Source organism: Bacillus cereus group sp. MYBK227-1 (assembly GCF_051916325.1).
GTDB classification, from domain to species: Bacteria; Bacillota; Bacilli; order Bacillales; family Bacillaceae_G; genus Bacillus_A; species Bacillus_A cereus.
This window is the reverse complement of the sequence record NZ_JBQAGK010000002.1, coordinates 889,730-912,552: the sequence shown is the minus strand read 5'-3', so window position 1 is coordinate 912,552 and position 22,823 is coordinate 889,730. Positions and strand designations below refer to the sequence as shown.

Sequence of the window (22,823 nt, the reverse complement as noted above, 5' to 3'; positions counted from 1 at the left end):
TTCTTCATATCATTTTCTAACTACAATTAAAGATATTAAAGAGTCTTTTTATCCTTAATTAATTTAAAAATAAAAGCAGATTAAAAATCCACTTTTATTTTTTTCGCAAGATCTACGATTTTTTGATTTCGTAACTCTTCTTCCATTTTCTCTTCTGCTGCAAGCATTACTTCATTAATTAAACATCCCGGTTTGTCATGTAAACAACATTCAAATAATGATGTTTTACCTTCAATTGCATGTATAATATCTAAAAATGAAATATCTTCCCAATTCTTACTAAGCGAGTAACCGCCTTTTGGACCAGATGATGAGTGTATCATCCCTTCCTTCGTCAACTTAGTTAGTATTTTAGACAAGTACGTTGGTGAAACATTTTGCATTTCTGCCAATTGGTGAACACTAACTAACTTATTTGGTGTGGCCTTTGCCAGAAAAAGCATTGTATGAAGAGCATAATTTGTAGCTTTAGAATATTTCATAGTACAGCTCCTATTGTAGACTTCATATATCTACAATAACTTTATTTTTTTATTATGTCAAACGTTTGTAATGCTCCATACAACATTATTTCTTCACAAGTAATACATTTGCTGCGCAAATCGTCACTTCTCTAAACGGAGAGTCAAATAAAACGCCTAGTTCAAAACCATCTTCAGTAAGAGCTATTTCATGATATAACCACCAAGCATTTTCAAAGTTTTCCGGCATAGAACACTGTGTTACTCCTATAAAGGTTACTTCAAGTTTATCAAATTCACTAAAAGTACCACTGCAATCTAATACGATAGACAAAGTATCTTCTGATTCTCTCTTTATTACTTTAATTACACTATCGTGTAGTGATGTCTTGTGTAACTGAGCGACATTTGACGGAAGTTTTTTCTCAATGGAATTAAAATATTCTACGTATGATTGATCTAATTGTGCCATTCTTTTCTCATAATCTGTTGTCCACTCTTGCATAAGTTTTTTCAGTTCACCTGATGGGTATTCTGAATTAATTGTTATGTTTTGTATAATTGAGTATATCGATTCAGGAAGGAATTTTAATAAATCTATTTTCCTTTCCTCTATTTCTTCCTTTAAACTTTGTATATCCATTTCCGACCATTCTTTTATAGACTCTATAAAACTTACAAATTCTAAAACTTGCATTTTTTTATACCATTCTCTTGTAAAATATTTCAATGACACCTCTCCTAAAATATCTTTACATCCAGTAAAAGCAATACATCCACTTATTATATCATTCCAATAACCATTTTTTCTAAAGAAATAATGTAAAAATGTAAATATTCCGCCTATTATTTCTAAAACTTCAGAATATTTACAAAAGTATAAAATTAGAATACATTTTATCTGTACAAGATTCACCTGTACAAAAATTCAAACAAAAAGGGATGGTTATATGTTGAAGAAATTAGTAGCAGGGACATTAGTAGCGGGTTTTGCATTAACTGGAGGACTAGGTGCAGTAAGTGCTGAGGAAAAAAGTAACACAATTAAGTCATTTGATTATTTAAAAGTGGATGAACAAAATGTTAATTCATTTGCAAAATTAAGTGATCAGGATAAGAAAGATATCCAAATTACTATGGTATTACCAGAGCAAAATGAAAATGGAGATTGGCTAGCTTATGGTTTTACTAGCCGTGAAACATTGGATGCGTATATTGCAAAGGATAAAAAAGCAATTAAAAATAATATTAATCCTTTAGGTAGCGGTGCTGGTAGTACTGATTTTTACGAACATAAAGATAAAGGTGGTCAATATATTTACTGGAGCAGCGGCTTTAAAAACTTACCATCTAGCTGGAATGACAGAATTTCTTCTGTAAGTACAGCTGCACCTTCTGCAAGTTATTCAACGACACTTTGGGAGCACACTTCAACACAAGGATATGGAAAAGGTGTTATATTTAAACACGCTGATTGGTATGGTAAAACTGCTAATTTAGCTCCTGATTGGAACGATATTACTTCAGCGATTGAAATTAAAAAATAATAAGATATTCTATTAATAAAAAATCAAACCACTATTCTCTTATTTGTTTAGAGAATAGTGGTTTATTATATTTCCATTTAAGCATGTACAGCATGTCCTACCGCTTGCATTAACGCTTCATGAATTGCTTCTGATAAAGTAGGGTGTGCTGCAATATAATCTCTCATTATATCAGCGGTAACTTCTGTATGAATCATTACGGTTCCTTGACCAATAAGTTCAGTTGCATGAGGACCGATAATAGAAATCCCTACAATTTCTTGGTATTTAGGTTCTACAATGACTTTTACTTTACCTACTTGTTCTCCTAAAATAAGAGCTTTTCCGTTCGCTGTAAAAGGAAATTCTCCGATGAGAATATCACCATATTGTTCTCTTGCACCTTTTTCACTTAACCCGACACTAGCTATTTCTGGAGCTGTGTATATACAACGGGGCACAGCGTGATAATTTACTTTCACGTCTTCTCCGCTTGCGTGTAATGCTGCTGTCGTTCCTTCATGGAAGGCAACGTGAGCAAGCTGAATTCCACCAATCACATCACCAGCTGCGTAAATATGCGATACGTTCGTTTGCATATGTTCATTCACAGCAATCCCTTTATTTGAAAACTGAACCCCTGCCTTTTCTAATCCTAATTGTTGCACTCGTGGTTTTCTTCCTACAGAAACAAGAACAAATTCTGGAGTTACTTCGTGAGTAATTCCCTCGTATTCAAATGAAGCTTGCTTCTTATAGTTATTTAAACCTTTTAAAACTGCTCCCGTAAAAATTTTCACCCCATCTTTTTCTAATTTCTCTCTTAAAGTATTCGCGATATCTTCATCTTCACCAGGTATTAATTGCGGTGCCATTTCAACTATCGATACTTTTGTGCCAAGTCTACTATAAATGCTTGCAAACTCGCATCCTATTACACCACCACCAACGATTAACAATGAAGATGGTACACTCTCAAGAGACATGGCATGGCTACTATTTAAAATCCATTTTCCATCAAACGGAGCGAATGGTAATTCTGTAGGTTCGGAACCAGCTGCGATAATAAAGCTCTCTCCATCAACTACTTCTTCTTTATTTCCTTGTACAACTCGCATACGATGATCCGTTTCGAATTTCGCTTTTCCTTTTACAACTTTAATTTTATTTTTCTTCATTAAATATTGTATTCCTTGGACGAGTTGCATTACGATTTGTGATTTCCTCGCCTGTATTTGATCCCAATCAATTGATATACTTCCTGTATTAAGCGTAACCCCATAATCATTCGCTTTTCTCACAATGTCAAGTACTTCAGCACTTTCTAACAGTGATTTCGTCGGCATACACCCAACATTTAAACATGTTCCGCCAAGGTCAGCTTCATCAATAAGAGTGACATCTTTGCCATTTTGAGCCGCGGTAATTGCTGCTACATAGCCAGCAGGTCCGCCCCCAATAACAACTAATTTACTCATTCTCTCACCTTCTCTTTATAAAAGAATTGTTATAGGTTCTTCTAAATAATGTTTAATTGTGCGTAAAAATGCAGCTGCTGGTGCACCGTCTAATACACGATGATCGAATGTTAAACTTAAAGGTAACATACTTCCTTTTCTTAATTTTTTCCCTTTAAATACAGGAACATGTTCAATTGCACCTACACCTAAAATACCAGTTTCAGGTGTATTTAATACCGGTGTGAAATATTCAATACCAAAGCTACCTAAATTACTAATTGTAAATGTCGTTCCGTGCATATCATCACTACTTAAGCTACCTGCTCGTGCCTTTTGTGCCACATTCTTAATCTCTTTAGACAACTCTACTAAAGATAAATTATTTGCAAAGCGAATAGCTGGAACGACTAACCCTTTTTCTAATGCGACTGCCATGCCTAAATGCACATGTTCAAATTGATGAATTGCATCATCTATATAAGCGCTGTTCATTTCTTTATGCTCTCCAAGTGCTAATACAACAGCATGCGAGACGAAATCCGTAATAGTTAATTTATTATCATCTCTTTTTTGTACAACTTGCGCTATTTCTTTATGTAAAGCAACTAAATCTGTTACATCTACTTTCATCGTTAACGTTAATTGTGCGCTATTTTGTAAGCTTGCGTGCATACGATTTGCGATTGCTTTACGCATACCAGTAACAGGAATCGCTTTACTTTCTTCTCGTTCAGATATTTCCGGAACGTTTACTCTTACCTCAAGTACTTTTAATACATCTGCCTTTGTAATCCTTCCGCCAGGACCTGTACCAACTAATGCCTTGATATCCAGATTTTCAGACTTTGCAATTTTCTTGGCTACAGGTGAAATTTTAATTCTTTGCTTCGATACTTCTTTCCCATTTGCTTCTTGATTTTGTACATTTTGTACTTCTATATTAGATGTTTTTTCTTCTACAACATGTGTGCTTTCCTGCATTTCTACCTTTTCATTCGGTTTACCGATGTAGCAAATTACAGTACCAGGCGGCACTCCTTCATCTTCACTTACAGCTATATCAAGTACTGTACCATCAGCTGGCGCTTCAATTTCCGTTTCAATTTTTTCTGAATTAATACTAGCAATTAGTTCTCCTTTTGCTACATTATCGCCTGCTTTAATATTCCAGCTCGTAATAATACCTTCTTTCATCGCCATACCTAACTTCGGCATTACAACTTCTACAGCCATGTCTCTCTCTCCCTTCTCATCGTTTTATTACACATGTAATAAAGATTGGTCTCCGATCATTTCTGATACAGTTTCAATTACTTTTTCTGGTGTTGGCAAATACAACTTTTCAAGTGGTGGTGAGAACGGAACGGGTGTATGTGGTGCTGTAATTCGTTTAATAGGTGCATCTAACAAATCAAAACCTTTATCCGCTACAATTGCCGCAATATCTGTTGCAATACTACATCTAGGATTCGCTTCGTCAATGACGATAAGACGATTTGTTTTTTCAACAGATGATAAAATAGTATCTTCATCAAGTGGTGATAAAGATCGTGGATCAATTACTTCTACTTCAAGCCCCTTTTTCGATAATTGCTTTGCAGCTGCAAGCGCTGTATGAACTTGCTTTCCGATTGCGACAATTGTTACATCAGAACCTTCCCGTTTAATATCTGCTTTTCCTAATGGAATTGTATAGTATCCTTCTGGCACTTCACCTTTCATATTGTAAAGTGTTTTATCCTCAAAGAAGATTACTGGATCATCATCTTCAATTGCCGCTAATAATAAGCCTTTTGCATCATACGGTGTGGAAGGAACAACAACTTTAATACCTGGTATGCTCGTAAATAATGCGTACAAACTTTGTGAATGTTGAGCTGCTGCACTAAAACCAGCGCCATGCATCGTACGTACTGTAACGGGTACTTTTGCTTTACCTCCAAACATATAGCGGAATTTCGCACCTTGGTTTAATACTTGGTCAAGACAACTACCGATAAAATCATTAAACATTAACTCAGCTATCGGACGTAACCCAGTTGCAGCAGCTGCCATCGCAGCTCCCATATAACCCGCTTCAGAAATTGGTGTATCCAATATACGATTTCGGCCAAACTCTTGTACAAGTCCTTTCGTAACACCAAGAACACCACCCCAAGCTTCATCATCTTGCAGGTGATCAACTTGTGCACCGCCTGCAACATCTTCACCTATTAAAATTACATTTTCATCACGACGCATTGAGATTTTCATCGCTTCATTAATTGCAGTTGACATACTTACTGTTCTAGTCATAATTTTTCACCCTCCTCTTATTTGTAAGAAACGTATACATCTTTTAATAATTCTTCATCGTCTGGGTATGGACTATTTTCACTAAATTCAATGGATCTTTGTACTGCATCATCTACTGCTTTTTCCATATCAACAAGTTCAGATTCTGTTAATAAACCTTCATGAATTAAATGCTTACGGAAATTCACAATTGCATCTTTTTCGTTTAAATGTTCTTCTTTTTCTTCTGATGTTTTATATGTTTGCGCTTCACCTTCGAAATGACCATAATTACGATATGTCATACATTCAATAATTGTTGGACCATCACCATTACGCGCACGTTCAACTGCTTCTGCAGCAGCTTTATATACAGCTAGAAGATCTTTTCCATCTACTTGAACACCTGGAATATTATAAGCTTTTGCGCGATCAGCGATAGAATCACAACTTGAAGCATATTCAAATGTAGTTGCTTCACCGTAACCGTTATTTTCTGCAATAAAAATAACTGGTAACTTCCAGATCGCCGCTAAATTAACCCCTTCATGGAATGTTCCTTCATTATTTGCTCCGTCACCGAAGAAGCAAACACTTACATCTTTTGTTCCTTTATATTTAGCTGTTAATGCTGAACCGCAAGCAAGTGGGAAACCCCCGCCTACAATGCCATTCGCACCAAGCATTCCTTTATCTAAATCGGCAATATGCATGGAACCGCCTTTACCTTTACATAATCCTGTCGCTTTTCCGAAAAGTTCAGCCATCATACCATTTAAATCACAACCTTTTGCGATACAATGTCCATGACCTCTATGTGTACTTGTAATACTGTCACTATCCGTTAAGTGGGCACATACACCAACTGCTACCGCTTCTTCACCTGCGTATAAATGAACGAAACCTGGCAAAACGCCTTGCGCGAACAATTCATGCACCTTATCTTCAAACTTACGAATTTCTAACATTTTTTCGTACATCCAACGAGCTTGTTCTTTCGTAATTTCATTCCCTTTACTTTCAGTTGTTTTTAACATGTCCAGCCCTCCTATTTTCTTGTTCGTCCTTTATATTGCAAGTATTGTGCCAATTTCGAATCCTTGTTTTAATAGGTTTTCTCTATCTTTTAACAATAAAAAAGTGGACAAAATGAGACGTTTGTCTCGTTTTGTCCACCTTTGTTCCCTTAATAAGAGAATTGTTACTTTATTCATTATCAAAGTTCTTCTGTAATTTTCGGATGTAAATAATTTGACCAATATGATATGCATTATGAGTTGTTACATTCGCTAGCACTTCCCACCACTTTGCAGAAACAGGAAATCCCACTACATCACTTTCAACCTTTTCTTCATTTATGAGATTTTGCCATTGTAACAGTTTTTCTAGTAGTTTTTCCCGTAATTCATCGAAAGTTTGATTATCTGAGAGCATAAAACTTTTGTTATTATCTCCTATAGCGGGTACTGCATTCACATTTGATTCTTTATACCTAGTTTGCCACGTAGAGTTCCAATACAGTAAATGTTGTACGATTTCAGCTATACTATTACTCTCTTCATTCGGTTTCCAGAAAGCTTCCCTCTCAGATAAATCCTTAACTGCATCTGAAAATGGCATATACCAACTGGGATCATTTGCATTCGCTAATAGCTGATCTGCTAATACAGCTTTTACATGGACCATTTTTCTTCCCTCATTTCATTATCATATTAATATACACTACTCTATATACGCTGATTCCCTATAATCCCCTTTTTTTACATACAAATTGATTTCATAATGAATGTAAGAATAATAGATTTTCTTATCATAACTCGTTATGATAAAAGAAAAAGAAAGCTGGCGAAAAATGAATAAAAAAATCGCAATAATTACTGGAGCCTCAAGTGGATTTGGACTATTAACTACACTCGAACTCGCAAAAAAAGATTATTTAGTTATCGCTACAATGCGAAACCTTGAAAAACAAGGAACCTTACTATCCCAAGTTACTCAACTTAACTTACAACAAAATATAAAAGTTCAACAATTAGATGTAACAGATCAAAATTCTATACATAATTTCCAATTATTTTTAAAAGAAATACAAAAAGTAGACCTTCTTGTTAATAATGCAGGATATGCAAATGGCGGCTTTGTAGAAGAAATTCCAGTAGAGGAATACCGTAAACAATTTGAAACGAACCTATTTGGAGCTATATCAATTACCCAGCTTGTCTTACCGTATATGAGAAAACAAAGAAGTGGAAAAATCATTAATATAAGCAGCATTAGCGGCCAAGTTGGATTCCCTGGTTTATCTCCTTATGTATCTTCAAAATATGCATTAGAAGGCTGGAGTGAATCGCTTCGCTTAGAAGTAAAACCTTTCGAAATAGATGTCGCTTTAATTGAACCAGGTTCTTATAACACAAACATATGGGAAGTTGGGAAACAACTAGCTGAAAACCAATCTGATACAACATCTCCTTACAAAGAGTATATGGATAAAATACAAAAACATATTAATAGCGGTAGTGATACATTTGGTAATCCGATAGATGTTGCTAATAAAATTGTAGAAATTGCTGAATCTAAGCGTACAAATTTACGATATCCAATCGGTAAAGGTGTGAAATTTATGATCTTCGCCAAGAAGATTCTTCCTTGGAAATTGTGGGAATACCTTGTTTTGAGAAGCTTTAAGAAGATGTAAATATAAAGAGTAACTATCAAGATAAATAATGGTAGCTACTCTTTTTAAATATTCATCATGAAAAACCAAAACGACATTAGTATGTAGAAAGAGGATCAAAATAAAGTAACATTGAAACCATAAAAACAAATGCAAAGAATCCAATTATAGAAAGAATATATTCCTTTGTCTCTCTGTTATACTTCCATTCCATCCATACGCGTAATAAGGAAATTGCTCCAAAATAAGTAAGTACAGCAATTCCTATATTAGCATTTTCTACTTTGAACAGATAAATAAAACTTACTATAAGATATACGATAAAAAGACCTATTTCTAATTTTACATGTAAACTATTTACATGCTTATATATCCAAGCATTGCCCTTTGGCATATTTAGTTTTTTTCTTAAAAACTTTTCTAAAAAATATCCTCCAATTATCATAATAATAACTATAATCCAAATAGTAGAGTTGCCCATTGCATTCCCTCCTATTAAATTAATTATGTTTTCGTAACAAAATGTATTATATATTTTTAATATATAGATAATGTATTCATTTTCTTTATCTTCTTTAGTAGTAGTTTTATCAAGACATGTTTTATGTATTGTATAACAACAATCTATTTCCCATCCCTTTTGTTTCGGGATGTTTAATCCTTTTTCTTTCTATTTTTTCAAAAACGAATATAGATAGTACCGATAAAATTAATAGAGTTATTTTTATAATTGACAGAAAACCCTATCCTTTTATTTTCTTACTTGCATTTTCTCCGGCTGATCACTCGGATACGTGGCATTCCTTTTATTTTCTATGTCCCAACTAATAATTGTCGCACTATCACGTCCCAACTGATGATGCACGTGTTCTAAAACATTGTGAATATTTTCTTTAAGTGTTTTATCATTTCTGTTCATAGCATTATACAAATTTACAGGTGTTTCATATCGGCGTTCCCCGCATTCTAATACTCCATCTGTCACCATTACAATTCGGTTCTTTCCAGTACGTAATTCACGAATACCTGATGAATAACAAGGAACAGGTAAATCAAATGTGTTTACATTTCCAATCCATTCGTAAAAATGACGTTGATTTAATGCATATTGTCCTAACTTATGTAACTCTTCATGAAATACATACACTAAACAATCACCAATAGAAATCCACCATATATAATTTTCTTTTCTTACACATAGTAAGCAAGCTGTTTCACCTTGTATTCTTTTGCACTTTTCCTTAAATGAAGATGACTGAAAAATTGTAAGTATATGATTTTCAACATACTGAAATACTGTATCAATTGGTTCATTCAAAATTACGCTTATATTTTCATATTCTTTTTCGATTGTATTTACTACTAAATCAACACTTTCTGCACTATTATGTCCATCTAATATAGCTGCAAATTCCCATTCACCATTTGACCAAACTAATGCACCATCTTCGTTCTTTTTTGCTCCGGCACTAATATTCCCACCATATGCACCGAGCACGATATCACCATATTGCTTTACCGAAATTTCGTCTAAACACATTTCTCTACTTCCAACCCATGAATGTTGTCTATTATTTTTTGTATGCATATTCACTCACCATATACTCTCGTATTCTTTCGCATAGTTTTTTGATTTTCGCTGCGTCACCATATGGTGCGCCAGTCCATTTCGCTATCTCGCTTGGTGACCAAAACTCTTTTGGTGTATTCGGATAACGCGGAATAATGTGCATATGCATATGTGGTACACCATTTCCTGAAACAAAAGTGTAAATATGCTCTGCACCTTCGCTTTCTTTTAGCGCTTTACCTACTCTACTTGTTATAAGTCCGAACGCTTTCGCTTCTTCATCTGTTAGTTCAGCAAGTCCAGGTACATGTCTTTTTATATCTATCATTACATAACCCAGGTATGTTTCTTCACTATCCCAGTGGACATGTCCAACGTAAACGAGTTCATCTTCGTAAATAGCTCCACCTGGAACTATAATATTTCCTTTATGTTTTTCGCAAATGAAACAGTTTTGTTCTATTTGATTGTTTGTTGACATATCCATCACCTTCCTTTTCATATATAATAGCACAAAAAAAGGAAAAACAGGTTTCGTATTCCGAATTTTCATTCTTTTGATACAACAATTTTTGAAATGAATTTACATCTCATTATTTCTTCAAAAACGCAATCCCAATTATAATCCCAATCACAATTCCGATTACTAAATTATTTGTAAAGTGCCCTTGAAATACACCGATTACAACCCCTATACCGACACCTATTGCCAAAGCATCATTTCTTTTTTTATTTTTAGCCAAAATTGCATCTCCTCCCATCATTTCTCCCTAAACAACATGCATTCACTTAAATGTATTAATATACGCACTATCTCGCTTGAATCTTTTCAAAAAATGTACTTTAACTTCATATATAATATTTTCCATTTTCTGTACATACTCCTTTTATAATGAAAAAATTTCAAGTAACCATTAAATATATATAGGCATTTACTATAAGAAAGATCCGTAATTTATTGAAGGGGGAACGATTCAAATGCATCCTCATTGGAATCCAAATATAAATCAACAGTATGTTTATTCCCCCCATCCTGTAAGGAATACATTGCATCATGATTCACAATATATGATGCAATGTATCGCAAGTCTTGAAAATCAATTAACTAAATTAATCTCATTAATCGAGGAAAATAATCAATTCATCAAATCAATGGAACAACAACAAAACCAAGTTTGCGCACCAGCTGGAGGTTCTGTTATCGTTCGTATGTGATCTGGATGCAATAAAAAACACACTTTGTATTATAAAAGTGTGTCTTTTGGTCATTATTTTCTTTTCGTATGGAACCCTTGTGTAATACGGTCTAATATAATTGCGATTACTACGATAGCTAATCCAGCTTCAAAGCCCATTCCGATATTAACTTGTGTTACAGAGCGATATACATCAACTCCAAGTCCTGGAGCTCCTACAAGTGATGCTGTTACAACCATCGATAACGAAAGCATAATGCTTTGGTTCACACCAGCCATAATCGTTCCGGTTGCAAGTGGTAATTGTACTTTAAATAGTTTTTGTGATGCAGTGGATCCAAATGCATTCGCTGCTTCAATTAAATCTTCTGGAACTTGTCTAATTCCTAAGTCCGTAAAACGAATTGTCGGTGGCATTGCAAAGATTACTGATGCAATAATTCCAGGTACTACACCTACTCCGAAAAATGTGATCGCTGGAATAAGGTATACGAATGCAGGCATTGTTTGCATAAAATCTAGTGTTGGTTTTAAAAATTTTGAGAAACGTTCATTTTGAGATGCTAATATACCAATTGGAATTCCGACAATAATTGAAATAATAACAGACGTAAGTACGAGTGCTAATGTTTGCATCGTTTGTGCCCAGTAGTTAATATTCAAAATGAATAATAATCCAATAAGCGTAAAAATGACTAAAGATAATTTCCTCGTTGTGTACCAAATGAAGAAACACAAGATAATAATCATCAATATGGCTGGTATTATTGTTAAAAAATTAGTGAGTAAATCAACGAATCCACCAATAATATAAGAGAATCCTCGGAATAAGCCTTCAAAGTGCTCATATAAACTTGCAACAAATGAGTCGACCCATTCCCCTAATGGAATACGTGGTATACTATTCATCGTCTTTCACCTCTTCCTCAATGTTTCCTGCAAGAGCTTGAATGACACTTTCACGTTTAATAATTCCTCTTAGCCTTTTCTTCTCATCGATTACTGGTAAGGGATATTTCATCTCTGCCATTTTTGCATATGTCTCTTCCAGTAAAGTATCCAAATACACATGCGGAATATCATTAAGTAATAAATCAGCAATCGGCCACTGTTTTTGTACTGCTTTACTCGCATCATCCGCAGTTAATATACCTAAAAACTCATACTTTTTGTTTACAACATATACAGTTGAGACGCCTGCATTCCTCATAATTTGAAGAGCCACACGAGGTCCACGATCAATTAATAAAGTTTCTGGTCGTTTTAAAATAGACTCAGCCGTAATTACTTTTCCTAAATTCACGTCCGCAACAAACTTTTCTACAAATTCATTTGCGGGGCTCATCATAATTTCTTCTGGCGTTCCAATTTGGACGATTTCTCCATCTTTCATTAATGCAATACGATCTCCAATTCGAAGCGCTTCATCTAAATCATGCGTAATAAATATAATCGTTTTTTCCATTTTATCTTGTAACTCTAACAATTCATCTTGCATTTCTTTTCGAATAAGTGGATCTAATGCACTAAATGACTCGTCCATTAGTAATACATCTGGATTATTCGTTAGTGCCCTTGCGATTCCAACGCGCTGCTGCATACCACCACTAAGTTGACTTGGATAATTATCTTTATGATGATCGAGTCCTACTAACTGTAGCGATTCTAACGCTTTTTTCTCTCGCTCTTCAACCGGAACTCCTTGTATTTCTAAACCATATGCAACATTTTGTATAACTGTACGATGCGGAAATAGAGCAAATTTCTGAAATACCATACTCATTTTCGTTCTTCTTACTCTCCGTAACTCTTCTTTTCCCATCGTTGCGATGTCTTCACCATCTATGTATATATGACCTGCAGTTGGTTTAATCAATTGATTTAACATACGAACTAGCGTAGATTTCCCGCTGCCAGACAAACCCATAATAACGAAAATCTCTCCAGAGTAAACTTCAAACGTTGCCTTTTTCACACCAACGTTCATTCCTGTCTCTTTCAAAATTTCTGATTTACTTTTTCCTTCTTTTAATAAGGAAAGGGCTCTTTGCGGGTGTTTCCCGAATACTTTTGTTACGTTTTCAACACGCACCTTTGTATTATCCATGTCACTACTCCTTTTCTACCCATCTATTCACATAGTGTTGCGATTTTACAAAGAAATATTACATAAAAATGACATTCATAAGAATTCTTTAAAATTCTCGTTTCCGTTCATAATAAGAATGCTTACTTATACATTTATTTAAAGAGGCAAACGTTTCTTAGGAGGTTTTCGATGCGAAAGAAAATTTGGTTTATATGCCTTGCATTATTTATTACTATGATTTTCACTTCATGTAATGCAACAAATGCAAATTCGAAAGGAAAAATTAAACTTGGTGTAACAAGTTGGAAAGAAAATATTGCAACTGCGAACATGTGGAAAGTTCTATTAGAACAAAAAGGCTATAAAGTTGAGCTCATGTATTTAGAAAAAGCGGCAATTTGGACTGGTGTCGCTCGCGGTGATGTTGATGCGAATTTAGAAGTATGGCTACCCGTTACGGATAAACCGCTAAACGATCGTTATAAAGATGATATTGTCTTAAAGTCAAAATGGTATGAAGGTACCGGACTCGGCCTTGTCGTACCTTCTTATATGAAAAACATAAACAGTATCGAGGATTTAAATGCGCATAAAGATGAACTAGATAACAAAATTGTCGGTATAGAACCCGGAAGTAGTCTTATGAATTTAACGAATAAAGCAATGAAAGAATATGATATAAAACTAAAACTTGTCCAATCTTCTGAAGCTGCGATGATGAGTGAATTAAAGAAAGCATATACGAAAAAGAAACCAATCGCTGTTACGCTTTGGAATCCGCATTGGGGTTTTTCAGAATTTGACTTAAAATATTTAAAAGACCCTAAGAAAGTATATGGTGAAAAAGATGACATTTATTACTCTGTTCGTAAAGGTTTCGAAAAAGATCATCCGGATATCATAAAATACTTTGATAAATGGAAAATGAACGATGAACAGCTTGGTACATTAATGGTCGAGTTAAATAAAACGAAAGATCCCGAAGAAGCGGCGCGAAAATGGATTAAGAACAATCAAGCGCTAGTTGATGAATGGGTAAAAGATTAATAAAAATAGGCTAGAGGGTTCGCATATCCTCTAGCCTGTTTTTAACTTATTTTTTCGTAACAACATCATCTACAATCCCATATGCCTTTGCTTCTTCTGCGGTCATAAAATAATCTCTTTCTGTATCATGTGCTACTCTTTCAATCGGTTGCCCCGTTTTTTCTGCAATCATTTTATTAATATCATGCTTTAACTTTAATATTCTCTTCGCAGTTATTTCAATTTCTGTTGCTTGCCCTTGTGCACCACCAAGCGGCTGATGAATCATAATTTCACTATTTGGGAGTGCAAATCGTTTTCCTTTTGCACCTGATAATAATAACAATGCACCAAATGATGCTGCAAAGCCCATGCACAGCGTTTGCACATCTGGTTTAATTAAATTCATCGTATCTAATATTGCAAAACCTGCTGTCGTTGAACCGCCGGGGCTATTGATGTATAAGAATATATCTTTCTCTGCATCTTCTGCTTCTAAAAATAATAATTGCGCTACGACACTACTCGCTACTTGATCGTTAATTTCTGAGCCGATAATAATAATACGGTCTTTTAATAACCTTGAATATATATCATAGGAACGTTCTCCTAATTTTGTTTGTTCTACTACATATGGAATTGCATTCATTTTAAATCCCTCCAATACTTGTTATGCTGCGCAAAGCATACAACTGTAGGAAGAAGGTTTTTTCACATTAAATAATAACACTGGCTGTTTAGATGGTAACTTAGTAAAATCTATTGTCGGAAGAAGTTTCGTTAACAATTCTGGTCTTTCCTCACGAATAGATGTTACAACAACTTCAATATCCTCTGTGAATTCGACTATCTCAATCCCTTCTTCACTTACAGTTTTCAGCCTATTTCTACTCCGAAATAAAGAAGCCTTTACTGCACCTTCTGATACAGAACACACTTTAGCAATATCAGCGATACTATATTGAAAAACATCTTTTAATAATAAAATTGCGGATTGCTGTACATTTAATGAAGACAATACTTTCCCTACCATTTCATGCAAATCTGCAATGTTCTCATGTGGTTCTTCAAAAGTGATTTGTTCTCTTATTTTTTCATGAACAGACTTAGACTTTATCTGATCTAACCAACGATTTCTTGCTATTTTATAGACGAGTGTCATACAAATATCTTTATTTCTATATTTTTGAAGCACTTTACACACTGTTTCTTGGGCGAGATCTTCCCCATCCCATTTGTTTTTCGTTAAAAAAGTACAGTATCTTTTTAACTCTCCATATTGTTCAATTAAAAAGTTTATATTTGAATGATTCATATCGATATGGTTCTTTAAAACATGAGTTACTTTTGTGCACAAAATAACCACTCCTTTTCAGCGCTTACTTAATAAACGATTCAACATTAAAAAAAGTTACGGGGATATAAAAAAATAATGTTTATGTTCAATAATTCGCGGTCATAAATATGTTATGTACAATTTTACGTGAGGAGGAACAAATTTGCCAAAATTAACAATTGAAGGTGCGGGAACATTTGATGTAAAAGAAGGAACGAAGTTAGTATTAGCAATTGAAGATAGCGGTGTCAACATTCTTCATCGTTGCGGCGGGAATGCACGTTGCACAACTTGTAGAGTAGAAATACTAGCAGGTGATTTCTGTGAAGCGAGTGCGAATGAGAAACATGCAATGACGGAAAAAGGAATTGAAGATCATTTACGATTATCTTGTCAAATGCGTGTACATAAAGATATAGTCGTTCGTCCGGTACTTACAGTTGAAAATTCAGGTCTTGATGCTGGGCCACGTCCGGCGGAGTAAAGCGATGAATTTAAAACAGCTCGCTGGCGAATATGCTGCTAACTTTGTAAACGATGGCATGAAAATTGGGCTTGGTACAGGTTCTACTGTATATTGGACAATACAAAAATTAGGTGAGCGTGTAAAAGAAGGATTATCATTTCAAGCTGTACCAACATCAAAGGAAACTGAAGCATTAGCACAGCAACTAAATATCCCCCTAATTTCGTTAAACGACGTACAAAGTCTTGATCTTACAATTGATGGAGCGGATGAAATTGATTCAAATTTACAACTTATAAAAGGCGGTGGCGGTGCATTACTTCGTGAAAAAATCGTTGCCTCTTCCTCTAAAAAACTAATTATCATTGCTGATGAATCGAAACTTGTAACACATTTAGGTACTTTTCCATTACCTATTGAAATCATCCCTTTTTCATGGAAACAAACCGAAAATAAAATTCAGTCTTTTGGATGTCAAACAACATTACGTTTGAAAAACAATGAAACCTATATAACCGATAACAATAACATGATTATCGATTGTATATTCCCTAATCATATTTCTAATCCTGTCCATTTACACACCCAATTAAAAATGATTACTGGTGTAGTTGAAACAGGGTTGTTTATAAGTATGACGAGTACAGCAATTATTGGTACTAAAAATGGGATAAAGAAATTGTAATAAAAGCTAACTTTTTAAAGTTGGCTTTTTAGTATGTTCTTCTTCTCTTAATAGTGCTTTATTATGATATACTAGGAAAACGCAAACAGATTACACTAGAAAGGACTGAACATTTTGCAATCCAAACTTATAACAGAACTTACTGATTTAGAAACTGCCTTTCATATTCGAAAAGAAGTATTTGTAAAAGAACAAGGTGTTCCTCTTACAGATGAATTCGATACATTCGATGAAATCGGAGAGCAATGTAAACATATTTTAGTTTATTATCATGAGCTTCCTGTAGGTACAGGGCGTATACGATTTGTTGATGGCGTCGGAAAATTAGAACGTATTTGCATTTTAAAAGATTATCGTACATACGGATTAGGTAAAGTCATCATTCAAACGTTAGAAGAAATTGCTCGTAACGAACAAGCTACAAAAGTGAAACTACACGGGCAAACACAAGCTGAAGGATTTTATAAAAAATTAGGTTATGAAACTTCTTCTGATATATTTATGGAAGATGGCATTCCGCATATACTTATGACGAAAATGTTATCATAATAAAAAGGGTAGTATATGAATCTTATGTATTCATACACTACCCTTTTTTATAAATAGAAAAGTGAATTCTCCAGATTCTCTTTTGAAATCAAAGCCCATCATCTCTTAGTTCATATCTAGGTAAAGCTTACACTGTTTTCCATAATGATAATGCATAAATCCAGTTCGGATCACCATTTCCTTGATAACTCTGGACTGCTTCATATACTTTTCCTTCGTGTAGAACTCTATCTCCCTTTTTATATGCTTTTTTTGCATCCCACGCTTCATATGAAGCGCTTTCGTTTTTTGTAGTAATTGTGAATATATCACTCTGTACGGATTCATTTCCAGCTACATCAACAGCTTTTACTACATATTTATAAGTAGTATTAGCGAGCAGATTTTTATCCATATAAGAAGTTGTATTGGATGTTGCAATCTTTTTCATTGATCCTTCTGTTTCTCTATAAATATCGTAATGGTCTACACCAATATTATCGTCAGATGGACTCCACATTAAATCCACACTTGACGCTGTCGTTCCCATACTATGTAATCCTTTTGGTTGTGTTGGTGCTTCTGTATCTGGAATCTCAACTGTTGTTTTTACTGTAAGCGCTGTACTTTCCTTCGATACATTGCCAGCTGCGTCAATTGCTTTTACAGTATAAGAGTATTCTGTGCTTGGTTGTAATTTCTTATCAATAAAATGAGTGCCTATTACTGTATCAATCATCTCTCCGTTACGGAAGATTTGATATCCTTTTACCCCTACATTATCCGTAGAAGCGTTCCATGTTAGTTCTACACTATTTGCTGTTACTTTTTGCGTCTGAAGTCCATTTGGAATACTTGGCGCTTCTATGTCTGGTTTCACATCATTAATAAGATTAACATCAATTACATTATAGAATGCATTTGCTGTATCAGCTACATCCCATACTGCTAAAATCACATGATATCCACTACGATCAGTAGGTACATTGATTTTATGAGTTAAATTATTTGAAGCTGCAGAACCATCATGTTGTACAGTTCCAATTGGTTCAAAATCTGCTCTTGTTAGCGCTTTATTTGGATTCCATCCTTTTTTAGTAATATAGTAATGCCACTTACTCGTTAAGTGAGGCGCAGTATACTTCCAAGTAAATGTATTTTCCCCACCAGTGATTGTATTTTTAAACCAACGATTTGCTGTTTGTTGATCTAAAATACCACCAAATTTTCCGCCTGCTGAAGCAATTTGTCCATCTACTGGACCACCTTGTGGGAAACCTTTTGGAGCTTCTAAACTTTGTGGTTCATACATAACACTTCCACAGTTTACATTTAGCGCACCATAAGTTGAACTACATAAAGCGGATCGGCTACCGGGCTTTTCAACAAAACCGTGCGCATAAGCATTTTGAGGAATAAGTGTCGTACTAATAATTCCAGCTGTTAATGCTACAGCTCCTAAACTTTTTTTGTTCATTTTCATATTTTGTAGTTGTTTTAAAAATCGATTATTCATGTTCATGTCTCCTTCTTGTTATACTTTGTAGTGGAATGTGGGCTTTGATGTAAAAGAATAACAAGAGACAAACTTGTACCGATGTATGTGTTAATTATGCATACACCGCAGTGAAATTATATTTTTCTTGTGAAATATTTCACTTTATGAATATATCATGACATAGAAATTACCTGAGTATGTGCAGAAGTTGTGCAGAAACAGTGAAATTATTACTAACATGTAAAACTAAGTCCTAACATTTTAAAATAAAATTCGAATATATTTATCTATCATCTTTACTTCATAATTGACAATACATTTAACTGGTTAACTTTTATTCTTATACTTATATCTCTCAGTGCCTTAGTTTTAACCATACTAGATATTAAAAATAAGAATTATAAAGTTAAATAAAAAGCATCCTATTTAGATGCTTTTCTAATGTATAATTTCATTTTTTCACTGACCTACAAATATAAAAATTTCATCAACAGCTTCCTTATATCCACCTGATTTTTGGAAAGATTTCTTCAAATTCAAAGCAACTTCTTTAAATGACGGATTATTTAATACCATTTCTACACTTTCACTTAGTTGATCCGCAGTTAATCCTTGCATTTGTAATTTTATTCCTGCTCCAAGACTCTCCACTTGCTTTGCGACTACTGGCTGATCTGCACTTTGCGGTATTACAACGAGCGGAACCCCGTTATACAGTCCTTCATGCGCACTGTTCATCCCGCCGTGTGTAATAAATAGTTTCGTATATGTAAGCAGCTCAGTTTGGGGTACATAGTTTTTCACAATGAAGTTTTTAGGAATTTCGCCTAGATCACTTATTTTTGTTTTACTACCAATAGACATAACAATTGTATGCTCACTATTCTCAAAGGCCTTCATACACAGTTTATAAAAGTCAATCGCTTCATTAAAAACAGTACCTAATGAAATATAAAGCGGACTTTTTTCTTCAATTAAAGTAAAATCAACGTCTCTGTTTTTCATTTGTGCAGAGATAGATGGTCCTACAAATTTATATGTTTCATCAAACGTATCACCAAAAGGCTGGAACTCCTTAATTGTATATACAATAGTAAGGGGTGCAGGATTACAGAAAACTTCATACGATGATTTTATTTCAACACCATATTTTTCAGCAATTCCCTTCGTTAAGTTTTGAAAATCATTCTGTATTTTATCATAAATTTCTACTGGGATATTTTTTGATAGATGACCTAACATTTGCTCAAAGGATTTTTCATCCTGCGCAAAAGATGTGCATGAATTTATGGCTGGAAGTTTAAGGATTTGAGCAATTAAATGGCCACAGCCAAACATAGAATCATGAATTATGTAATCAAAATGTTCACCTTCAATTTGTTCTAGAACGCTAGGTATGACAATATCCGCTGTATGTAGAAGGCCATTTATTCTTTCCTGTAAATAATTTCTGCCTCCAGATAGAAACGCTTTTATAAATTTTTGATCATCAATCGTTCGTACAGTAGCACCTGTCTTCTCAATCCGCTCCCTGAAAGCTTCTATTGAAAAATAAACGACCTCTTCACCACGCGAAATCAATTCATCTACAACTTGTAAAGTTGGATTTATATGTCCTTCTGATCCAGCATTAATAAATAAAACACGCGCCATAATAAACACTCCTTACGTTAAATCATTTCTATGTTGGCAAGAGTACGGATTCTCTCCATACTCTTTTCCTAGCTGTTCGTATCATGTTCCTACTAAATTGACCTAGCAAGTCTAAAACCGAGATCATCTATATGAAATGTAGGATGGCTTCGACGACGACAAGTAGCGCCGCACCCTCTCGCTGTTTCAGCCCAACTACCACCACGAAAAATGCGGTATGATCCGTACACTGTTTCATCATACAAATCATAACACCATTCCCAAACGTTCCCTAGCATATCATAAAGTCCCCATGCATTCGGTTCTTTTTGGCCAACGTCATGAATCTCTCCATTTGAATTTTCATTATACCACGCTATATCATGAAGTTTCCCGTATGTATATCCGGTTGTACTTGCTTTACATGCATATTGCCACTCCGCCTCAGATGGTAATCGGTAGCCATTTGAATCTAAATTACATTTCACAATTTGACCACCATCACTAATAGAATAATATTCTTTTAATCCCGCTTTTTTTGAAAGTACATTACAAAACGCAATGGCATCTTTCCATGAAATATTGACAACTGGTTTATGATTTTTATCAAAATTATTTAATGTACTATTTGTAATAGCATCATATAGTTCCATTGTTACAGCATACTTTGCAAGAAGAAATGGTTGAATTTGTACTAGCCATTCTTTTTTTATTCGATCATCTCTTAATACTACCTCTCCAGCTGGAATATTGACCATTAATGAATCGATTAGTTGAATTAAATCGTTAGTCATTTTCTATTCCTCCAAACGTTCATTTTATATGAAATTAAAGTCATATACTCATTACAAAATACAATTTTCAAAAAGCGTTAAATTTTTCATAATAAAAAACGATTAGTTTTATTAAACTAATCGGTAAGATTCACAAAGAATTTTTGTGTTACATTCTATAATTATATGTGCTCTAAAAATTTCCGAACCTCATTTGGAGATTTTAAAACAATAACCTTTTTCTCTTCCGGCAATTGCTCTAACTCTTTTAAAATTGTAGGTCGTTTAGCATTAGGATATTCCCATATCCATTTAAAAAATTGCAAATCAAATCTTTCTTCACATCCTGCGCCCATATCTGGTCTTGTTTTATTCTGGTATTTTACAATTCTTTTAAAAGCCCTATAAACACAAATTGTTCTATGAATATCAAGGAAGATAATTGTATCAGCTGCATTCAGTCTTATACCCATCGTCCCGCCGTAATTCCCATCAATAATCGATTTCTCATCTTTAATTAAGTTATTTTGAACTGTTATTTGTTCTTCTCTCGGAACACCTTCCCAATTCGGTTTCCAAAATAATGCATCAAGATGATACACCTTAATATTTAATTTATTTCCTAACTGCCTTGCTAATATAGATTTTCCTGAACCACCAGAACCAATTAATATTATTTTTTTCATACCTTTACGATACCTTCTATAACTTCTTCAATAGTTTCCTTATTAGCGAAAATCCAGAAGAACATTTCTTCATTTAACTTTAATGAATCTGGTAACTGGACAAAATAAGCAATAAAGATAATTTGAATTGAAAGCATAACATACCAAATGGCTTGTAGTTCTTCTTTCGTTAAATCATTTTGTTTATAATAACCTTCAAAGACTTTGCTAACGATATGTAACCATTTCCCTCTTAATCTTTCATCACTAAATAGCTCGCTTAATATACTTGTACAGCAATAACATAAATCAAATATTTTTACATTATTTTCTAAAATCTCAAAATCTATAAACCCTTCCAGTTTATCATCTTTAAAGATTACATTTGATAGATGCATATCACGATGAATAATTTGTCTCGGTAATGGATGGACTGTTTCCTTGAAAGCTGCGTGCATTCGCTCCATCTTTTGAATTACCTCTCGATGAACATACTCATTCTTTTCTAAAATCGGTATAGCCCATTCAAATACCATCTTATATAAATCTCTTTTTATTAACTCATGGTCACTATTCACCGAATGTAATGCTTTGTGCAGATTAGCTATTTCTTCTCCAATTGTACTTGCTAGCCTTTCCAGCTTATTCGTATCTTTTATTTCTAAAACACTTCCGGCAACATACTCATATAAGCAATAATATTTTTCTTTATATAATACATATTGTTCATCATTTTCTGTCTTTACTACTCTCTGTACTTTAATTCCCTTTTCATACAGTTGCTTCAAAACATCGAATTCAACTAGAAGTTGCTTTATTGATCCTGTTTTCTTTAAAATATACTCTTTATTCTTGCATATAACCTTCGCTACTTTTTGTTGAATTACAGTAGCTGTGACATGTTCATTTTGAAACCAAAACTTTGCAATTTCCAGTGCTTGTTCCATTTACCAATACCCCT

27 protein-coding genes are annotated in these 22,823 nt (G+C 34.2%); 7 read left to right on the top strand and 20 right to left on the bottom strand.

What is annotated here, in order from left to right; all coding sequences use genetic code 11:
• Nucleotides 1-80 precede the first annotated feature (80 nt).
• Nucleotides 81-482: an Rrf2 family transcriptional regulator gene (locus ACTFRM_RS11780; RefSeq protein WP_000877650.1), complete on the bottom strand. Its 402-nt coding sequence runs from the start codon at nt 480-482 to the stop codon at nt 81-83.
• Nucleotides 483-567: 85 nt separating this feature from the next.
• Nucleotides 568-1,191 carry a DUF4085 domain-containing protein gene (locus tag ACTFRM_RS11775; RefSeq protein WP_322372902.1) on the bottom strand — a complete coding sequence of 208 codons (624 nt, stop codon included), beginning with the start codon at nt 1,189-1,191 and terminating at the stop codon, nt 568-570.
• Between the two features lie 220 nt (nt 1,192-1,411).
• On the opposite strand from ACTFRM_RS11775, the gene ACTFRM_RS11770 reads away from it, so the two are divergent.
• Nucleotides 1,412-2,008, top strand: coding sequence for a hypothetical protein (locus ACTFRM_RS11770; RefSeq protein WP_000914432.1), 597 nt, complete (start codon nt 1,412-1,414; stop codon nt 2,006-2,008).
• Between the two features lie 77 nt (nt 2,009-2,085).
• On the opposite strand, the gene lpdA is transcribed toward ACTFRM_RS11770, so the two are convergent.
• The 5 genes from lpdA to ACTFRM_RS11745 form a co-directional block, all read right to left on the bottom strand.
• On the bottom strand, nt 2,086-3,465 hold the full coding sequence (lpdA, locus tag ACTFRM_RS11765; protein ID WP_167316377.1) for a dihydrolipoyl dehydrogenase: 1,380 nt from the start codon (nt 3,463-3,465) through the stop codon (nt 2,086-2,088).
• Between the two features lie 15 nt (nt 3,466-3,480).
• Nucleotides 3,481-4,680: a dihydrolipoamide acetyltransferase family protein gene (locus tag ACTFRM_RS11760; protein ID WP_322372903.1), complete on the bottom strand. Its 1,200-nt coding sequence runs from the start codon at nt 4,678-4,680 to the stop codon at nt 3,481-3,483.
• A gap of 27 nt (nt 4,681-4,707) precedes the next feature.
• Nucleotides 4,708-5,742, bottom strand: coding sequence for an acetoin:2,6-dichlorophenolindophenol oxidoreductase subunit beta (gene acoB, locus ACTFRM_RS11755; RefSeq protein ID WP_000198898.1), 1,035 nt, complete (start codon nt 5,740-5,742; stop codon nt 4,708-4,710).
• Between the two features lie 17 nt (nt 5,743-5,759).
• A complete protein-coding gene (gene acoA, locus ACTFRM_RS11750; RefSeq protein WP_000921275.1) occupies nt 5,760-6,758 on the bottom strand; it encodes an acetoin:2,6-dichlorophenolindophenol oxidoreductase subunit alpha in 999 nt (332 codons plus the stop codon).
• A gap of 169 nt (nt 6,759-6,927) precedes the next feature.
• Nucleotides 6,928-7,407, bottom strand: a complete 480-nt coding sequence (locus ACTFRM_RS11745) for a DinB family protein (protein WP_060852067.1) — start codon at nt 7,405-7,407, stop codon at nt 6,928-6,930.
• Nucleotides 7,408-7,573: 166 nt separating this feature from the next.
• Here ACTFRM_RS11745 and ACTFRM_RS11740 point away from each other — a divergent pair, with 166 nt between their 5' ends.
• A complete protein-coding gene (locus ACTFRM_RS11740) occupies nt 7,574-8,419 on the top strand; it encodes an oxidoreductase (protein ID WP_063220360.1) in 846 nt (281 codons plus the stop codon).
• A 76-nt stretch (nt 8,420-8,495) separates the two neighbouring features.
• On the opposite strand, the gene ACTFRM_RS11735 is transcribed toward ACTFRM_RS11740, so the two are convergent.
• The 4 genes from ACTFRM_RS11735 to ACTFRM_RS11720 all read right to left on the bottom strand — a co-directional run bounded on the left by ACTFRM_RS11735 (nt 8,496) and on the right by ACTFRM_RS11720 (nt 10,729).
• Nucleotides 8,496-8,879 (bottom strand): DUF4181 domain-containing protein, encoded by a 384-nt coding sequence (locus ACTFRM_RS11735; protein WP_000528447.1) that lies wholly within the window; start codon nt 8,877-8,879, stop codon nt 8,496-8,498.
• A 270-nt stretch (nt 8,880-9,149) separates the two neighbouring features.
• A complete protein-coding gene (locus ACTFRM_RS11730; RefSeq protein ID WP_322372904.1) occupies nt 9,150-9,986 on the bottom strand; it encodes a PP2C family serine/threonine-protein phosphatase in 837 nt (278 codons plus the stop codon).
• Nucleotides 9,970-10,470 (bottom strand): HIT family protein, encoded by a 501-nt coding sequence (locus ACTFRM_RS11725; RefSeq protein ID WP_322372906.1) that lies wholly within the window; start codon nt 10,468-10,470, stop codon nt 9,970-9,972. Before ACTFRM_RS11725 ends, ACTFRM_RS11730 begins: the two co-directional genes overlap by 17 nt.
• A gap of 91 nt (nt 10,471-10,561) precedes the next feature.
• Entirely contained in the window at nt 10,562-10,729 is a 168-nt protein-coding gene (locus ACTFRM_RS11720; protein ID WP_000508401.1) for a hypothetical protein, read from the bottom strand.
• A gap of 217 nt (nt 10,730-10,946) precedes the next feature.
• Between ACTFRM_RS11720 and ACTFRM_RS11715 the strand changes: the two genes are divergently transcribed.
• Nucleotides 10,947-11,183 carry a hypothetical protein gene (locus tag ACTFRM_RS11715; protein ID WP_322372907.1) on the top strand — a complete coding sequence of 79 codons (237 nt, stop codon included), beginning with the start codon at nt 10,947-10,949 and terminating at the stop codon, nt 11,181-11,183.
• Nucleotides 11,184-11,236: 53 nt separating this feature from the next.
• Here ACTFRM_RS11715 and ACTFRM_RS11710 read toward each other — a convergent pair whose 3' ends face one another.
• Together ACTFRM_RS11710 and ACTFRM_RS11705 are read right to left on the bottom strand one after the other, a co-directional pair.
• Nucleotides 11,237-12,073, bottom strand: coding sequence for an ABC transporter permease (locus ACTFRM_RS11710; protein ID WP_001084759.1), 837 nt, complete (start codon nt 12,071-12,073; stop codon nt 11,237-11,239).
• A complete protein-coding gene (locus tag ACTFRM_RS11705) occupies nt 12,066-13,271 on the bottom strand; it encodes a quaternary amine ABC transporter ATP-binding protein (protein ID WP_000370606.1) in 1,206 nt (401 codons plus the stop codon). The genes ACTFRM_RS11710 and ACTFRM_RS11705 overlap by 8 nt, the downstream gene beginning before the upstream one ends.
• Before the next feature lie 171 nt (nt 13,272-13,442).
• Here ACTFRM_RS11705 and ACTFRM_RS11700 point away from each other — a divergent pair, with 171 nt between their 5' ends.
• Nucleotides 13,443-14,300, top strand: coding sequence for a glycine betaine ABC transporter substrate-binding protein (locus tag ACTFRM_RS11700; protein ID WP_001227631.1), 858 nt, complete (start codon nt 13,443-13,445; stop codon nt 14,298-14,300).
• 46 nt (nt 14,301-14,346) lie between these two features.
• On the opposite strand, the gene clpP is transcribed toward ACTFRM_RS11700, so the two are convergent.
• Nucleotides 14,347-14,928, bottom strand: a complete 582-nt coding sequence (gene clpP / locus ACTFRM_RS11695) for an ATP-dependent Clp endopeptidase proteolytic subunit ClpP (protein WP_000991610.1) — start codon at nt 14,926-14,928, stop codon at nt 14,347-14,349.
• Nucleotides 14,929-14,949: 21 nt separating this feature from the next.
• Entirely contained in the window at nt 14,950-15,636 is a 687-nt protein-coding gene (locus ACTFRM_RS11690; RefSeq protein WP_006924302.1) for an RNA polymerase subunit sigma-70, read from the bottom strand.
• Nucleotides 15,637-15,778: 142 nt separating this feature from the next.
• Between ACTFRM_RS11690 and ACTFRM_RS11685 the strand changes: the two genes are divergently transcribed.
• The 3 genes from ACTFRM_RS11685 (at nt 15,779) to ACTFRM_RS11675 (ending at nt 17,315) form a co-directional block, all read left to right on the top strand.
• Entirely contained in the window at nt 15,779-16,099 is a 321-nt protein-coding gene (locus ACTFRM_RS11685; protein WP_001125388.1) for a 2Fe-2S iron-sulfur cluster-binding protein, read from the top strand.
• A gap of 4 nt (nt 16,100-16,103) precedes the next feature.
• Entirely contained in the window at nt 16,104-16,766 is a 663-nt protein-coding gene (gene rpiA / locus ACTFRM_RS11680) for a ribose 5-phosphate isomerase A (RefSeq protein ID WP_440043318.1), read from the top strand.
• Between the two features lie 114 nt (nt 16,767-16,880).
• Nucleotides 16,881-17,315 (top strand): GNAT family N-acetyltransferase, encoded by a 435-nt coding sequence (locus tag ACTFRM_RS11675; protein WP_001190882.1) that lies wholly within the window; start codon nt 16,881-16,883, stop codon nt 17,313-17,315.
• Between the two features lie 127 nt (nt 17,316-17,442).
• Here ACTFRM_RS11675 and ACTFRM_RS11670 read toward each other — a convergent pair whose 3' ends face one another.
• The 5 genes from ACTFRM_RS11670 to ACTFRM_RS11650 form a co-directional block, all read right to left on the bottom strand.
• Entirely contained in the window at nt 17,443-18,810 is a 1,368-nt protein-coding gene (locus ACTFRM_RS11670; RefSeq protein WP_078401752.1) for a lytic polysaccharide monooxygenase, read from the bottom strand.
• 441 nt (nt 18,811-19,251) lie between these two features.
• A complete protein-coding gene (locus ACTFRM_RS11665; RefSeq protein ID WP_440043317.1) occupies nt 19,252-20,445 on the bottom strand; it encodes a macrolide family glycosyltransferase in 1,194 nt (397 codons plus the stop codon).
• A 92-nt stretch (nt 20,446-20,537) separates the two neighbouring features.
• Nucleotides 20,538-21,218: a formylglycine-generating enzyme family protein gene (locus ACTFRM_RS11660; RefSeq protein WP_060852061.1), complete on the bottom strand. Its 681-nt coding sequence runs from the start codon at nt 21,216-21,218 to the stop codon at nt 20,538-20,540.
• Nucleotides 21,219-21,379: 161 nt separating this feature from the next.
• Nucleotides 21,380-21,883 (bottom strand): DNA topology modulation protein, encoded by a 504-nt coding sequence (locus ACTFRM_RS11655; RefSeq protein WP_440043316.1) that lies wholly within the window; start codon nt 21,881-21,883, stop codon nt 21,380-21,382.
• Entirely contained in the window at nt 21,880-22,809 is a 930-nt protein-coding gene (locus tag ACTFRM_RS11650; protein WP_078386550.1) for a phosphotransferase enzyme family protein, read from the bottom strand. The genes ACTFRM_RS11655 and ACTFRM_RS11650 overlap by 4 nt, the downstream gene beginning before the upstream one ends.
• Nucleotides 22,810-22,823: the final 14 nt, after the last annotated feature.

Coding starts and splice junctions, on each gene's coding strand:
- ACTFRM_RS11780 (WP_000877650.1), bottom strand. CDS start 482: ATGAAATATTCTAAAGCTACAAATTATGCTCTTCATACAATGCTTTTT.
- ACTFRM_RS11770 (WP_000914432.1), top strand. CDS start 1,412: ATGTTGAAGAAATTAGTAGCAGGGACATTAGTAGCGGGTTTTGCATTA.
- lpdA (WP_167316377.1), bottom strand. CDS start 3,465: ATGAGTAAATTAGTTGTTATTGGGGGCGGACCTGCTGGCTATGTAGCA.
- ACTFRM_RS11760 (WP_322372903.1), bottom strand. CDS start 4,680: ATGGCTGTAGAAGTTGTAATGCCGAAGTTAGGTATGGCGATGAAAGAA.
- acoB (WP_000198898.1), bottom strand. CDS start 5,742: ATGACTAGAACAGTAAGTATGTCAACTGCAATTAATGAAGCGATGAAA.
- acoA (WP_000921275.1), bottom strand. CDS start 6,758: ATGTTAAAAACAACTGAAAGTAAAGGGAATGAAATTACGAAAGAACAA.
- ACTFRM_RS11745 (WP_060852067.1), bottom strand. CDS start 7,407: ATGGTCCATGTAAAAGCTGTATTAGCAGATCAGCTATTAGCGAATGCA.
- ACTFRM_RS11740 (WP_063220360.1), top strand. CDS start 7,574: ATGAATAAAAAAATCGCAATAATTACTGGAGCCTCAAGTGGATTTGGA.
- ACTFRM_RS11735 (WP_000528447.1), bottom strand. CDS start 8,879: ATGGGCAACTCTACTATTTGGATTATAGTTATTATTATGATAATTGGA.
- ACTFRM_RS11730 (WP_322372904.1), bottom strand. CDS start 9,986: ATGCATACAAAAAATAATAGACAACATTCATGGGTTGGAAGTAGAGAA.
- ACTFRM_RS11725 (WP_322372906.1), bottom strand. CDS start 10,470: ATGAAAAGGAAGGTGATGGATATGTCAACAAACAATCAAATAGAACAA.
- ACTFRM_RS11720 (WP_000508401.1), bottom strand. CDS start 10,729: ATGGGAGGAGATGCAATTTTGGCTAAAAATAAAAAAAGAAATGATGCT.
- ACTFRM_RS11715 (WP_322372907.1), top strand. CDS start 10,947: ATGCATCCTCATTGGAATCCAAATATAAATCAACAGTATGTTTATTCC.
- ACTFRM_RS11710 (WP_001084759.1), bottom strand. CDS start 12,073: ATGAATAGTATACCACGTATTCCATTAGGGGAATGGGTCGACTCATTT.
- ACTFRM_RS11705 (WP_000370606.1), bottom strand. CDS start 13,271: ATGGATAATACAAAGGTGCGTGTTGAAAACGTAACAAAAGTATTCGGG.
- ACTFRM_RS11700 (WP_001227631.1), top strand. CDS start 13,443: ATGCGAAAGAAAATTTGGTTTATATGCCTTGCATTATTTATTACTATG.
- clpP (WP_000991610.1), bottom strand. CDS start 14,928: ATGAATGCAATTCCATATGTAGTAGAACAAACAAAATTAGGAGAACGT.
- rpiA (WP_440043318.1), top strand. CDS start 16,104: ATGAATTTAAAACAGCTCGCTGGCGAATATGCTGCTAACTTTGTAAAC.
- ACTFRM_RS11670 (WP_078401752.1), bottom strand. CDS start 18,810: ATGAATAATCGATTTTTAAAACAACTACAAAATATGAAAATGAACAAA.
- ACTFRM_RS11665 (WP_440043317.1), bottom strand. CDS start 20,445: ATGGCGCGTGTTTTATTTATTAATGCTGGATCAGAAGGACATATAAAT.
- ACTFRM_RS11660 (WP_060852061.1), bottom strand. CDS start 21,218: ATGACTAACGATTTAATTCAACTAATCGATTCATTAATGGTCAATATT.
- ACTFRM_RS11655 (WP_440043316.1), bottom strand. CDS start 21,883: ATGAAAAAAATAATATTAATTGGTTCTGGTGGTTCAGGAAAATCTATA.
- ACTFRM_RS11650 (WP_078386550.1), bottom strand. CDS start 22,809: ATGGAACAAGCACTGGAAATTGCAAAGTTTTGGTTTCAAAATGAACAT.